This is a genomic window from Plastoroseomonas hellenica (assembly GCF_018129085.1).
Taxonomy (GTDB): Bacteria; Pseudomonadota; Alphaproteobacteria; order Acetobacterales; family Acetobacteraceae; genus Plastoroseomonas; species Plastoroseomonas hellenica.
In genome coordinates, this window is sequence record NZ_JAAGBB010000001.1 from 351,872 (window position 1) to 365,260 (window position 13,389).

12 protein-coding genes are annotated in these 13,389 nt (G+C 71.1%); 6 read left to right on the forward strand and 6 right to left on the reverse strand.

What is annotated here, in order from left to right; all coding sequences use genetic code 11:
- Window positions 1-99: 99 nt before the first annotated feature.
- The 3 genes from tkt to GXW71_RS01450 form a co-directional block, all read right to left on the reverse strand.
- Window positions 100-2,046, reverse strand: coding sequence for a transketolase (gene tkt, locus GXW71_RS01440; RefSeq protein ID WP_246526203.1), 1,947 nt, complete (start codon window positions 2,044-2,046; stop codon window positions 100-102).
- Between the two features lie 224 nt (window positions 2,047-2,270).
- On the reverse strand, window positions 2,271-3,647 hold the full coding sequence (locus GXW71_RS01445; protein ID WP_211850596.1) for a hypothetical protein: 1,377 nt from the start codon (window positions 3,645-3,647) through the stop codon (window positions 2,271-2,273).
- A gap of 57 nt (window positions 3,648-3,704) precedes the next feature.
- The gene (locus GXW71_RS01450; protein WP_211850597.1) at window positions 3,705-5,216 is read right to left on the reverse strand and encodes a hypothetical protein; all 1,512 of its coding nucleotides are present in this window, start codon (window positions 5,214-5,216) and stop codon (window positions 3,705-3,707) included.
- Window positions 5,217-5,316: 100 nt separating this feature from the next.
- Between GXW71_RS01450 and GXW71_RS01455 the strand changes: the two genes are divergently transcribed.
- The 3 genes from GXW71_RS01455 to galU all read left to right on the forward strand — a co-directional run bounded on the left by GXW71_RS01455 (window position 5,317) and on the right by galU (window position 7,820).
- Complete coding sequence (locus GXW71_RS01455) at window positions 5,317-6,015, forward strand: vWA domain-containing protein (protein WP_211850598.1); 699 nt, start codon at window positions 5,317-5,319, stop codon at window positions 6,013-6,015.
- On the forward strand, window positions 6,015-6,713 hold the full coding sequence (locus GXW71_RS01460; RefSeq protein WP_246526178.1) for a J domain-containing protein: 699 nt from the start codon (window positions 6,015-6,017) through the stop codon (window positions 6,711-6,713). Before GXW71_RS01455 ends, GXW71_RS01460 begins: the two co-directional genes overlap by 1 nt.
- A 234-nt stretch (window positions 6,714-6,947) precedes the next feature.
- On the forward strand, window positions 6,948-7,820 hold the full coding sequence (galU, locus tag GXW71_RS01465) for a UTP--glucose-1-phosphate uridylyltransferase GalU (RefSeq protein WP_367615997.1): 873 nt from the start codon (window positions 6,948-6,950) through the stop codon (window positions 7,818-7,820).
- A gap of 51 nt (window positions 7,821-7,871) precedes the next feature.
- On the opposite strand, the gene GXW71_RS01470 is transcribed toward galU, so the two are convergent.
- Together GXW71_RS01470 and GXW71_RS01475 are read right to left on the reverse strand one after the other, a co-directional pair.
- Complete coding sequence (locus GXW71_RS01470) at window positions 7,872-8,543, reverse strand: glutathione S-transferase family protein (RefSeq protein WP_211850599.1); 672 nt, start codon at window positions 8,541-8,543, stop codon at window positions 7,872-7,874.
- Between the two features lie 35 nt (window positions 8,544-8,578).
- Window positions 8,579-9,199, reverse strand: coding sequence for a pyridoxamine 5'-phosphate oxidase family protein (locus GXW71_RS01475; RefSeq protein WP_211850600.1), 621 nt, complete (start codon window positions 9,197-9,199; stop codon window positions 8,579-8,581).
- Window positions 9,200-9,306: 107 nt separating this feature from the next.
- On the opposite strand from GXW71_RS01475, the gene GXW71_RS01480 reads away from it, so the two are divergent.
- The gene (locus GXW71_RS01480; RefSeq protein ID WP_211850601.1) at window positions 9,307-10,251 is read left to right on the forward strand and encodes a LysR family transcriptional regulator; all 945 of its coding nucleotides are present in this window, start codon (window positions 9,307-9,309) and stop codon (window positions 10,249-10,251) included.
- A gap of 164 nt (window positions 10,252-10,415) precedes the next feature.
- Here GXW71_RS01480 and GXW71_RS01485 read toward each other — a convergent pair whose 3' ends face one another.
- Window positions 10,416-11,621: a D-alanyl-D-alanine carboxypeptidase family protein gene (locus tag GXW71_RS01485; protein WP_246526179.1), complete on the reverse strand. Its 1,206-nt coding sequence runs from the start codon at window positions 11,619-11,621 to the stop codon at window positions 10,416-10,418.
- 296 nt (window positions 11,622-11,917) lie between these two features.
- On the opposite strand from GXW71_RS01485, the gene GXW71_RS01490 reads away from it, so the two are divergent.
- Complete coding sequence (locus GXW71_RS01490; protein WP_246526180.1) at window positions 11,918-12,580, forward strand: phasin family protein; 663 nt, start codon at window positions 11,918-11,920, stop codon at window positions 12,578-12,580.
- A 445-nt stretch (window positions 12,581-13,025) separates the two neighbouring features.
- On the forward strand, window positions 13,026-13,367 hold the full coding sequence (clpS, locus tag GXW71_RS01495; RefSeq protein ID WP_211850602.1) for an ATP-dependent Clp protease adapter ClpS: 342 nt from the start codon (window positions 13,026-13,028) through the stop codon (window positions 13,365-13,367).
- Window positions 13,368-13,389: the final 22 nt, after the last annotated feature.

A 13,389-nucleotide genomic window follows, 5' to 3' on the forward strand; every position in this document is an offset into this window, starting at 1 on the left:
CGTCCGATGCGCCGCGAGTGTACACGCGGCCGCTTCGCCGCGCTAAGCGGCTCAGATGCCCTGAGCCCCTAACGTCGGGACCGGGCAAAAAGATGGCGTTTAGCCCAGCTTTTTCCGCACGGCAGCCACGATAGCGTCAGTGGTGATGCCGAAATGCTTGAACAGGTGCTCCGCCGGCGCGCTGGCGCCGAAGCCGGTCATGCCGATGAAGACGCCGTCCGGTCCCAGCCAGCGTTCCCAGCCGAAGCCGATCAGCGCCTCGACGCCGACCCGGAGCCCGCTGCCCAGCACCTCGGCCCGATAGCTCTCGTCCTGCAGGGCGAACAGCTCCCAGCAGGGGAGGGAGACCAGCGCGGTCGGGATGCCGTCCGCTTCCAGCGCGGTGCGGGCGGCCTGGGCCAGGTGCACTTCGGACCCGGTCGCGATCAGCGTCGCCCGGCGGGGGCCGGAGGCCTCCTCCAGCACATAGCCGCCGCGGGCGCAGCGGTTCTCGCCGGCATCGGTCCGGAGCGCCGGCAGGTTCTGCCGCGACAGCGCGAGCAGGGACGGGCCATCGGCGCGCCGCAGCGCCAGCTCCCAGCATTCGGCCGTCTCCATGGCGTCGGCCGGGCGGAAGACGAAGACGTTCGGCATGGCGCGGAAGGAGGCCACGTGCTCGACCGGCTGGTGTGTCGGCCCATCCTCGCCGAGGCCGATGCTGTCATGGGTCAGCACATGGATCGCCCGCTGGCGCATCAGCGCCGCCAGGCGGATCGCCGGCCGCATGTAGTCCGAGAACACCAGGAAAGTGCCGGAATAGGGGATGATGCCGCCATGCAGCGCCATGCCGTTCATGGCCGCCGCCATGCCGTGCTCGCGCACGCCGTAATGGATGTAGCGGCCGGCGAAATTCCCCGGCGCGACGCTCGGCACGCCCTTCACGTTGGTGTTGTTGGACCCGGTGAGGTCGGCCGAGCCGCCGACCATCTCCGGCACAGCCGGCACCAGGGCCTCCAGCGCGCGCTGCGACGCGATCCGGGTCGCGATCTTGGGCTTCTCCTCGGCGAGCCTGGCGCGCAGCGCCGCGAGCGGCAGGTGCCAGCCCTCCGGGAGCTTGCCCACCACGGCGCGCTCGAACTCATCCCGCTGCGGGTGGTTCGCCAGCCGCTTCAGCCAGCTCCGCCGAGCGCCCGCGCCGCGGCTGCCGACCGTGGCCCAGCGCTCGCGCAGCCCTTCCGGTACCTCGAAGGCCGGGTGGTTCCAGCCCATCGCCGACTTGGCCCCCGTCGCTTCCTTCTCGCCGAGCGGCGCGCCGTGGCTGCCGGCGGTCCCCGCCTTGGTGGGGGCGCCGAAGCCGATGATGGTGCGGCAGGCGATCAGGGTCGGCTTGCGGGAGCGCTGCGCCCAGGTCAGGGCCGCGGCGACCGCCTCATGGTCATGTCCATCGACGCGGCGGACCGCCCAGCCATAGGCCTGGAAGCGCTTCAGCGTGTCGTCGGTAAAGGACAGCGCGGTGTCGCCGTCGATCGAGATCGAATTGTCGTCCCACAGCACCGTCAGCTTCGACAGCGCCAGATGGCCGGCGAGCGAGGCCGCCTCATGGCTCACGCCTTCCTGGAGGTCGCCATCCGAGGCGATGACCCAGGTGCGGTGATCGACCAGCGACTTCCCGAACCGCGCTGCCAGCAGCCGCTCGGCGAGCGCCATGCCGACCGAGGTCGCGATGCCCTGGCCGAGCGGGCCCGTGGTGGTCTCGATGCCCGGGTGCTCGCCGAATTCCGGATGCCCGGCGGCAGGCGAATGGAGCTGGCGGAAGCGCTTCAGCTCCGGGATCCCCATGCCGGCATGCCCGGTCAGGTGGAGCAGGGAATAGAGCAGCATGGAGCCGTGGCCGGCGCTCAGCACGAAGCGGTCGCGGTCCGGCCAGCGCGGATCGGCGGCGTCGAACTTCACGAAGCGGGAGAACAGCACCGTCGCGGCATCGGCCATGCCCATCGGCATGCCGGGATGGCCGGATTTCGCGGCTTCCACGGCATCGATGGCGAGCGCCCGAATGCAATCCGCCATGCGGCGCTCCTCGCTCGAGGGGCGGGCCAGCAGCGCGGCCTGGGCAGAAAGGGCGGGGTTGGGCGTATCGGAGGCAGGGGCGATGCTGGCCACGGGGCGGGAAACCTCGGTGGTGAAGGGCGCCGCCGCTATAAAGCCCTGGGCCCACCCCGGCAACGGCACCCGGCCCACGAAGCACGCATGGCCGCCGCCACTCGTCCGCCGCGCCGCTCCCAGACGGGCTCTCAGCGTGCGGTGGCGGCAAGCCCCAGGCGAGCCAGCACGGCCTCGACGCTGTCCAGCCCCGGATCTTCAAAGGCGGCAAGCCCTAAGGGCTCCGGCGGCCGCGCTGCGACCTCCAGCTCCTGCACCTGGCCGCTCAGGAACAGCTTGGCTGGCGTGAGCAGTGGCCTGAGCGCCGGTCCCTCGAGCAGGGCGGCGAGCTGGGCGATGATTTGGGCGCGGAAGGCCGGAACAGTCATGCGCCCCTGCCTGGCCAGCATGGCGAAGAGCCGTGGCAGCAGCCCGTCGTCGCGATATCGCACCATCAGGCTGAGCAATTGCATCTGCGCCGCGGCCACCTCCGGCGCCGCCTGGGGGTCGAATCCATCCCCTTCGAAGCCGAAGGTGATCTGGCCGAAGCCCGGCAGCGTGAACGCGAGGCCGGGGAGGGCGAACCGGCCACCCTGCTGCTCGAAGCGGGATTCCAGCGCGATCTCGCCAGGCAGCGCCTGGTAGCCGAGTTCCGTCAGGAGCTCCTGCACCGCCGCAACCCCGTCCAGCGCCAGCCCCTGCAGCACCATCCGGTCCGCCGAGGTGATCCGGCCATCGGCCGCGATCTCGAAATCGCTCTCGCCGCGCAGGCTGCCGGCGCTGGCGACGCTGCGGCCGGCCTCATCCATGGCGAAGGCTTCGGCCAGGAAGCTGCCGCGCATCCGGGCCGGGCCCGCAGGCGTGCCGGTCACCTGCAGCAGCGCCAGGGCGGCGATGTCGAAGCCGTCCATGCCGGCGCGGGCCAGGTTGAAGCCGCCGAGCCCCTCGCTGCCCCACGGCCCGGCGAGATTCTCGAGCTGCACCCGGCTCAGCCGGCCGAGGCCGTAATCCTCAAGGGTAAGGCGGCCAATGCTGACCTCGCCGAGCCCATGCGCCGCCCCCTCGAGCGACAGGTGATCGACCCGGACCGCCCCGATCAGGCCGACCAGGTCCATCGCCTGACCGGCAGCAGGCTGACGAATGGCGAGGCCGGAGAGCCTTGCCTGCCGAACCGACAGCATCAGCCCGTCATCCCCGTGCCAGGTGACAGGATCGAGCTGCCATTCCCGCGCTCCATCCTCGCGCTGGCCCAAGGCCGTCCATGTCCGGACCAGCATCTCGAAGCCCGGTCCGCGGAGCCGCACATCCTCGAGTCGGACATCGCCGGCCGCGCCATCGAGCACGGTGGCGCTGCGATAGCGCAGCCCGATCTCCGGCCCGAGGAGCGCGCGCAGATGCTGGATCGCCGGGGCCTCGCCTGGCAAAGGCGCGGCTGCCGACGGGACAGGCGCCGGGTTCGAGGCCTCGGCCAGTGCCGTGCCGGAGACCAGCAGCAGTGCGAGGACGGTCCTCAGGACGCGGATGGACACAGGCGGCTCCCGGACCTTGGTGACGGGCGGGGGAGGGCGCTCCTCCCCCGGGGGCTTTCAGCGCGCCGAGGCAGTCAGCCCGTAGCGGCGCTGCGCTTCTTCCGCATTGCGCGGTGGCTGGGCGGAGAGCGCCGTCAGCGGCACCGGCTGGGGCGGCCGTGCCGTGATCTCCAGCTCCTGCGCCTGGCCGCGCACGAAGCGTTCGATCGGCTCACGCAGCGCGGCCGCCGCCGGTCCGCCGATCACCGCATTCGCCATGCCGATGATCTGCTCGCGGAGCTGGGTCTCGTTCACCCGCTGCTGCGCGGCCTGCATGCGGAGCGCGCGCGGCAACAGGCCCTCGTCGCGATAGCGGATCGCCATCGCCAATAGCCGCATCCGTGTCATCAGGGTCTCCGCCGGGGCGTCGCGGTCGACGCCGTCCATGTCCATGGACAGGCTGATGCTGCCGAAGCCGGGTGCGGCGATGACGAAGCTCGGCAATGTCATCCGGCCACCCTGCGGCTGGTAGCCGCCTTCCAGGGTGATATCGCCGACCAACGCCTGGTAGCCGAGCCGGGTCAGGAAATCCTGCAGTTGCGGAACGCCGTCGAGCCGCAGCCCGCGGAGCGCGGCCCGGCCGGTTCCGGCAAGCTGCGCGTCGGTCTCGGATTCTATGCGCAGGCTCTCGGCGCCACCGAGCACGCGGCCGCCTTCCGAGAGGGTGAAGTTCTCGGCCAGGGCCTCCAGCCGGCCGGGCGTCGGTTCCGGCCGGCCTCCGGCGATGAGCTGGGTCCAGATGGTGGCGACATCGACGCCGCTGACGGCGAGCCGCGCCAGGCCGAAGGCGTCGGCGCCGCTGCCGCGCTGCCTTTCGCCCGCGAGATTCTCCAGCCGCAGCCGGGTCTGCCGGCCGGGGCCGTAATCCTCGACCGTCAGGCTGGCGACGCTGACGATCGTGTCGCTCTCGACGCGCAGCCCCTCGAGAGAGAAGCGGTCGAGGCTGACGGCATCGGGCGTGATGTTCTGCCCGGGCACCGCCGGGCGGCGGATGGTCAGGCCGTCGAGGCGCGCCTGCGCGACGGTCACCCGGGGCCCGCCCTGTTCGGTGGTGACGAGGTTCCGCAGCTCCGCCTGCCGCACGCCGTCCTCGCGCTGGCCGGTGATGGAGAGCGCATCGACCGTCGCCTCGGCGCCCGGACGGCGCAGCGTGACGCCGTCGAGGCGAAAGCTGCCGGCGCTGCTGTCGAGCACGGTGGCGCTCCGGTAGGCCATCTGCACATTGGGACCGAAGGTCGCGCGCAGGCGCCGGATCGCCGGATCCTCATCGGCCGGGGGCGGCGGCAGGGGCGCCACGGCCTGCGGCGCGGGAACGGCCGGCGGGCGACGGGCGGCGTCGGGGGCGGGCAGGGATGGCGCTGGCACCAGCGGTACCAGTGGCGCCGGCGTCGGCGTCGCGCCAAGCGCCGGGGGCTTGCCGCCTTGCGGCGCGCCTGGCGGGGCGAGCGGTGCCGGCTTCTGGGCGAGTGCCGCCCCGGTGGCCAGCAGCAGCGCGAGGGCGAGTTTCGGCGCAGCGGGAATGGGCGGCATGGGGCTTCCGAACTATCGATAACGGGGCGCAATAATGCCCGAGGAGCGCCGGCGGCGCCATCCCTGGCGATCGGGGTGGGCCATGCCCAATATCTCACAAATGCCTCAGCCGCCCGCCAAACCCGGCAATCGTGATGTCGCCGCCTTCCTCGAACGGCTCGGCGCCATGCCGGCGGTGCGCCCTGCCTCCGGCCGGCCGGCCCGGCTGCTCTTCGCGGTCGATGCCACCGCATCCCGGCAGCCGGCCTGGGACCGGGCCTGCCATCTGCAGGCGGAGATGTTCGCGGCCGTGCAGGGATTGGGCGGGCTCGCCATATCGCTCTGCTACTGGCGCGGCTACGGGGAATGCGCCGCGACCCCCTTCCTGGCCGATGCCGCAGAGCTCGGCCGCCGCATGGCGGGGGTAAGGTGCCTCGGCGGCCAGACCCAGATCCTGCGGATGCTCGGCCACGCGCTCAACGCCACGCGGGCGGAGAAGCTCGCCGCCATCGTCATGGTGGGCGACGCCGCCGAAGAGCCGCCGGATCCGATCTGCCACGCCGCCGGCGAGCTCGGCCTGCGCGGCGTGCCCATCTTCGCCTTCCTGGAGGGCGAGGATCCTGCCGCGTCGTCGCTGTTCCGGCAGGTCGCGACCCTGTCGGGCGGCGCCTTCGCGCCCTTCGACCCCGCGAGTGCCGCGATGCTGCGCGACCTGCTGCGCGCCGTCGCGGTCTTTGCCGCGGGTGGGCGCGGGGCGCTGGCGGCGCTTCCGGATGCGGCGGCACGGTGCATCGCGGGCCAATTGCCCGCGCCCCGCTGATGGCCCTCGCCGCACTGCTGCTCGGCTTCCTCGCGCTGCTGCTGGCGCTGGCCGTGCTGCGCGTCTTTGCCGGTGCCTCGGTGGAAGCAGTGAAGAAGGGGCTGGCCTCTGGGGCCGCCGCGCTCGGCGTCGTGATGGCTGCCTTGCTGCTGGCCACCGGGCGTGGACCCCAGCTCGTCTGGGCGCTGGCGCTCTTCGCGCCGGTGCTCTGGCAATGGTGGCGGGGGCGCCGCTTCGCCCGCCGGTTCGGCGGCGAGAGCGCGTCCGGACAGGAGACACGGGTCGCGACCGCGATGCTGGAGATGGTGCTGGACCACGCGACCGGGCGGATGACCGGGCGGGTACTGGCCGGACGCTTCGCCGGCGCGGATCTCGCGGAGCTTGGGCGGGCGGCATCGCTGGATCTGCTCGCCGAATGCGCGGCCACGGATCCGGACAGTGTGCCGCTGCTGGAGGCCTGGCTCGATCGTGCCCATCCGGACTGGCGGGATGCATCGCAATCGCCGCCGCCGGCGTCCGACGCGCCGATGACCCGGACCGAGGCGCTGGCCATTCTGGGCCTCGCGGAAGGTGCCAGCGAGGACGCCGTCCGCGCCGCGCATCGCCGGATGATGCGCGCCGCGCATCCCGACCAGGGCGGCAGCGACTGGCTGGCCGCCCGCCTCAACGCCGCACGCGACCTGCTGCTCCGGCGCTGAAACTCATTCGTCACGAAGCGTGGAACCCTGGACCCTGCGGGGCGTTCCATGCCCTGATCGTGATGACGGTACGGGATGCGCGGCGATGCCGATGAATCCTGGGCCGTCCGGCCTTTGCATTGCAGCGAGGCAAGCACGGGTTGGTTGTGCCTGCCGGACGGTGCTGCCACAAATTGGACGCCGCGCCGTGTTCCCATCCGTCTTCAGACGCTACGCCGAAGGAATCGCCGCATCGTGAGTCTTAAGCCCCTCAAGAAGGCCGTCATGCCCGTCGCCGGCTTGGGCACCCGCTTCCTTCCCGCCACCAAGGCGATGGCGAAGGAGATGCTGCCCGTCGTCGACAAGCCGCTGATCCAATATGCGGTCGAGGAGGCGCGCGCCGCCGGCATCGAGCAATTCTGCTTCATCTCCGGTCGCGGCAAGACCGCGATCGTCGAGCATTTCGACGTCGCCTACGAGCTTGAGCGGACGCTCGCCGAGCGTGGCAAGCAGGCGGAGCTGGATGCGCTTCGTGCCCAGGCGGTGCAGCCCGGCGCCATCGCGACCGTGCGCCAGCAGGTGCCGATGGGCCTGGGCCACGCCATCTGGTGTGCCCGCGCCTTCGTCGGCGATGATCCCTTCGCCATCCTGCTGCCCGATGACCTGATGATGTGCGACGTCTCCTGCACCGCCCAGCTCGCCGAGGCCTATCGCGAGACCGGTGGCAACGTGGTCGCGATCGAGGAGGTTCCGCGCGAGCGCGTGAACCGGTACGGCGTGCTCGATATCGAGAAGGACATGGGCCGGCTGGTCTCCGTGAAGGGGCTGGTCGAAAAGCCGCCGGTCGATCAGGCGCCGTCCAACCTCACCATCATCGGCCGCTACGTGCTGATGCCGGAGGTGATCGGCCATCTCGCGAAGATGGAGAAGGGCGCGGGCGGCGAGGTGCAGCTCACCGACAGCATGGCCAAGCTGATCGGCCAGCAACCCTTCCACGGCGTCCGCTACGAGGGCCGCCGTTTCGACTGCGGCGACAAGGCCGGTTTCCTGGAGGCGCAGGTCGCCTTCGCGCTGAAGCGTCCTGACCTGGCGCCGGCGATGCAGGCGATCCTGCGCCGCTACGCCTGACCATCCTGAGCGCCCATGCGGCGGCCGCGGCCGCATGGGGGCGGCATGGCGTCAGGCGGGCGGCGCCGCGACGCTCACCCGCTCCTGCTCCAGCGCGCGCTGCACGGCCGGCCGCGCGAGGATGCGCGCGCTGAGCCGGGCCCAGGCCGGGTAGTGGCCTGCCATCTCGATCCCGATCCTCTGGCCCCAGAGCCAGAAGACGAGCAGGAAGGGATCGGCGATGCTGTACTGGCCCGGCACAGCCCAGTCCCGGCCATCCGCCAGCAGCGCCTCGATATGCGCATATTGCCCGCCGAGATTCTCCTCGCCCTTGGCGATGATGGCGGCGTGCTGCACCGGATCTGCGGTGAAACGGTGCGCGCGCCAGATCTGGCCAAAGGACTGCCCGTGCACGGTGCCGGACAGCCAGTTCATCCATTCGAGGCATCGCGCCTCGGCCGCGGGGTCACCGGGCAGCAGCCTGGCCTCCGGATGGCTGCGCGCCAGGAAGAACAGGATCGCCGGGGCTTCCGTCAGGAGGCCAGTGGCGCCGCCAGCACTGCCCGGCATGCCAGCCAGCGCGGGCACCCGTCCCTTCGGGTTGAGCGCCAGGTATTCGGGCGTGCTGGTGCCCTCGGCATTTCGCGCGGAGCGCAGCTCCAGCGCATAGGGGATGCCGATCTCCTCCAGCACGATATGCGGCGCGAGGGAGCAGGCGCCGGGGGAATAATAGAGGCGATGCATCGGAACTCCTTGCCGCAGTGGATGGCTGCCGGGCGTCATGGCTCGCCGCCGGTCCTCTGCGCGGCGCGCAGCTTGGCGAGCTCGGCCTCCGCCGTTTCCAGCCGCGCCACCAACGGCGCGAGTTCGGCCGCGCTGTAGCGCGGCGTGATGTGCTGCGGGCAGTTCCACTCGAAGCCCGCGATATCGATCAGGATCGCGCGCTCTGCCCGGTCCTCGATGCCGGGCGGCGCCAGGTCGGCGACCAGCGCGGCATCCTCGCCTTCCCGCACCACCCGCGCATGGCCGAGGATCTTCAGCCGCCGCCGCGCCGGGTAATCCATCAGGAACAGCGCGACGCGGTCGTCGCCGGCGAGGTTGCCGACGCTCACATGCTGGCGGTTGCCGACGAGATCGGCGAAGCCCAACCGGGTCGGCGACAGCACCCGCAGGAAGCCGGGCGGCCCGCCGCGATGTTGAAGGTAGGGCCAGCCGGTTTCCGAAACACTCGCCATGTAGACGCTGTCGCGCGCCGCGACGAAGGCGGTCTCGTCCGGGCCGAGCTGGCCGTCCTCCCGCCCATCCCGCGCCACGCGCTCGTAGCGGCTGCGGGACCCGATGCGGGTCTGTTCCGCCTGCACGGCGGGGGTGAAGGCGATCTCGGCGTAGTGGCGGCCCATGGCGGCAGCTCCTGTCCGGTGCGACGCGGCGCCACCATCACACTTGCTTCCAGTGTGGAGAATGCCAGGAGTGTGGCATTGATAATTCCTGCTACTGGAATTCTGGCATGGACCGCCTCGACGAGCTCCGTCTCTTCCTTGCCGTGCTCGACAGCGGCGGCCTGGCGGCTGCCGGTCGCCGGCTGGGCCATTCGCCGCCCGCCGTTACCCGCATGCTGGCGGGGCTGGAGGCGAGGCTCGGGGTCCGACTGATCGAGCGCACCACCCGCCAGATCGCCCCCACGGATGCCGGCCGCCGCCTGGCCGACCAGGCGCGGCGCCTGCTCGCCGACTATGCGGAGGCGATCGAGGGCGCGGCGCTCGAGGCGGTGACGCCGCGCGGCCGGCTGCGCATCGCGGCCCCCCTGGTCTTCGGCCGACTGCATGTGGCGCCCGTCGTCACCGCCTTCCTCGACGCTTTCCCCGAGGTGCGGGTCGAGCTGCTGCTGTCGGATGCCGTTGCCGATCTGCTGGAGGAGGGGATCGACATCGCGGTTCGCATCGGGGCGCAGCCGGATTCCGGCTTCACGCTGCGCAGGCTGGGCGCCATCGGGCGGGTGGTGGTCGCGAGCCCGGCCTATCTGGCGCGCCACGGCACGCCTGCCCGGCCGGAGGAGGTAAGGGGGCACGCGATCATCCACTTTGGGCGACCGGGACCAGCCCCGGAATGGATCTTCGCGATGCCGTCAGGCGCGCCCCGCGCCATCCCCGTCATGCCGCGCCTGACGGTGAACCTGGCCGAGGCGGCGGTGGAGGCGGCGATCGCGGGGCGCGGCCTGCTCGCCGCGCTTGGCTATCAGGTCGCCGCGGCGGTTGCCGATGGCCGGCTGGTGCGGCTGCTACGCGACCATGAGATGCCGGCGCGGCCGGTTGCGCTGGTCTTCCCGAGCGGGCGCCTGATGCCGCGCCGCCTGCGGGCCTTTATCGATTTCGCGGCGCCGCGCCTGGAGCGCATCGCCGGGGAGGTGCATCTGCTCCTGGGACCGAAGGCAGGTGGATCGTCGGCGGCGTGAAGCCGTCTCCAGGAGCCAAGGGCCGCGATCCGCGCCGTCTCGGATAGAGCGTGATGACTTGAGGGTGGAATCGCCGAAAAGTCTGAATCACGCGACCGAACAAAGGGCTGGACATGATGCGTGAGCGCTTGCGAGCGCATCATGCTCCAGCGGGGAGGCTGTGCTCAGCGCTCCGCGACGCGCCGCCGACGGTCGTTGCGCGGTGGCGAACGGTCGCCCTGCTCCACGCGGGTCGCGCGCCGTGCCGTCGCCTGCCGCGGTGGCTCCAGGCGCTGGCTGCGTGCGCCGAGGGCGGTGCGCGTCGCAACGGTCCGCCGCGCTGGTGCCGCTGCCATCGGGGGCCGCGGCAGCGACCGGGCCGCGGCGCGCGTGGTCACCATCGCCCGTGTCTGGCGTGTGGCCTGGCGCACCGGCACCCGCGCCTCGATCACCCGGCGCCCGGACAGCGTCGCCGCCCGCGCTGCGGAAACCAGGCCGACACCGCCCCGCGATGCCAGGAGCGGCTCGCGCGCTGCGACGCCGAGACGGGCGAAGGCCTGGTCCAGGATCGCCATCATGTGCCGGTCGCGCTCCCGGCCGGTGGAGCCGCCGAACACCGCTGCCACCAGCCGCTGCCCGTCGCGCTCCACGCTGGCCACGAGGTTGAAACCGCTGTCGTTCACATAGCCGGTCTTGATGCCGTCGGTGCCCTCATACTCCGCGAGCAGGCGGTTGTGGTTGGCGATCACCTGGCCGCGGTAGCGGAAGCTGTCGGCGGAGAAATAGTGGTAGCGGTTGGGGAAATCCTCCCGCAGGCGCCGCCCGAGCAGGGCCATGTCGCGCGCCGTCGTCACCTGGTCAGGGTCGGGCAGGCCGGACGCGTTGCGGAACGTGGTCCGCGTCATGCCGAGCGCCCGGGCGCGCAGCGTCATCATCTGCGCGAAACGCTGCTCATCGCCGCCGCCCAGGCGTTCACCGATCGCCGCCGCCACGTCATTCGCCGATTTCGTCACCAGCGCCAGGATCGCCTGTTCCGCGGTCAGCGAGGCGCCGGCCGGGAGCCCGAGCCGCGAAGGCGGTTGCGACGCTGCCTCGCGCGACATCACGATCGGCGTGTCGAGGCTGATACGGCCGTCCCGCATCGCCTCGAACAGCATGTAGAGCGTCATCATCTTGGTCAGCGAGGCGGGATGCCGCTGCTCATCCGCATTCGCCGCCATCAGCGTGGCGCCGGTGCGCGCGTCCTGGACGATGGCGGCGTAGCGGTCGCTGCCGATCTGCGCTTGGGCGGCACCCGGCAGGGCAGCAGCCAGCAACCAGGCCCCCAGCAGACCGAGCGCGCGGCGAAGTGGGAAAGGCCGGCCCGGCCGGGCGGCGCTGTTCGTCATCATGCAAGCTCCCCAAGGGCGCGGGCGGCCCCCCTCGGCCGCGTCGCACCCTTCCCGCGCGCAGCTTAAGCAATCGGAGGCGTGGCTGTCCACCGTCTCGCTACGGAAATGGGGAAGGGACAAGGGGTTAAAACAACACCTTAAACGCCGACGGCAGCGCCCATGGAGGCGGGCGCAGACTTCACGCGACGAAGTCACCAGGGCGTTATGTTGCAGCGCAAAAAAACTCTTGCATCGCTGTCATCCGCTGCTCTAAAAACCGGCATGTTGCACCGCACCATGGCAATCCGGAGAGCCGGATGAGCCCGGTTGCGGTCGAAGCGGAAGGCGATCCGATGGGCGACAGCACGACACCACGCATGACGGGCCGCAAGCCGGCGAAGGCGCAGGCCGCCGCGCCGGCCCCGGTGCTGGAGGCTGTGGCCCAATCATCATCGAACGGAAAGGACGCGACGATGGCTGGCGAGAGCAAAGTGACCAAGATTGCGGCCGAGGCGGTCCAGACCGGCGAGGCCAAGGCGAAGAGCGTGATCAACGAGGGCGCCACCCAGGCGCGTGCATCGATGGAGAAGGGTATGGAACAGGCGACGAAGGCTGCCGAGACGATGTTCAAGGCGGCGGAAGAGGCGGTCGAGTTCGGCCGTGGCAACATCGAAGCGGTGACGAAGTCCGCCCAGCTTTGGGCGACCGGCACCCAGGACATCGCGCGCCAGTACGCCGCGCTGGCGCAGGGCTTTGCCGATCATGCGATGGAGAGCGCCAAGGCGTTCGCCTCCGTGAAGAGCCTGAAGGAAGCCACTGAGCTGCAGACCTCCTTCGCGAAGGCCGCCTTCGAGAAGGCTTCCTCGGAGACCTCCAAGTTCCAGGAGGCCTTCCTGCGCCTGAGCGAGAGCGCCTCGGCCCCGATCACCGCGCGCGTCCAGCTCGCGGTCGAGAAGTTCGCGAAGCCGATCGCGGCTTGATCCCGGGCGGGGCCCCGCGCCCCGCCCGCCGGCCGTACCCCTCACCCCAACGGCCGGCCGACGAGGCCCGGTACCGCACCCTTTCCGGGATAGCGGTGCCGGGCCTCTGCCGTTCAGGACCCCGCGCTCCGGCGCTCCTGAGCAGATCGCTGGAGGGCGGAAGCGCCCGAAAGCGTGAATCTGCTCGGCAGAGCAGGCGGAGCAGATCGCCGGAGGATGGGGTGGCCCGGAGGCATGGATCGGCTCGCCAAATCAAGTCGCCGGAAAGGATCGGCAGGTTACAAGGGGGCGAGGATCAAGCCCGGCGGGGGGCTCCCGCGCGGCAAATGCTGCCATCATTGTCACCGTGGCCCTTCACCTGATGCCACGCGCTCCGATATCCTAGACCCGGCGGGGCGCCGTTCGCGCCTTCCCACCACTTCCCGGATGAGACAGCCTTCAGGCCATGAGCGACCAGGACAAGCGGAACAACGGGGTGGGCAACGGTGACGGGCCGGCGACCGGCGTCGTCGTCAAGGCGCGCCCCCGCACCAAGAAGCCCGCCATGTACAAGGTGCTCATGCTGAACGACGACTACACGCCGATGGAGTTCGTCGTGCATGTGCTGGAACGCTTCTTCCAGAAGAACCGGGAGGAGGCGACGCGGATCATGTTGCACGTCCATCGTCGCGGCGTCGGCGTCTGCGGCGTGTTCACCTATGAGGTCGCGGAGACCAAGGTGACTCAGGTGATGGATCTGGCCCGCCAGAACCAGCACCCGCTCCAGTGCACGATCGAGAAGGAATAGCGGCGACGCTGCCCTTCCCCCT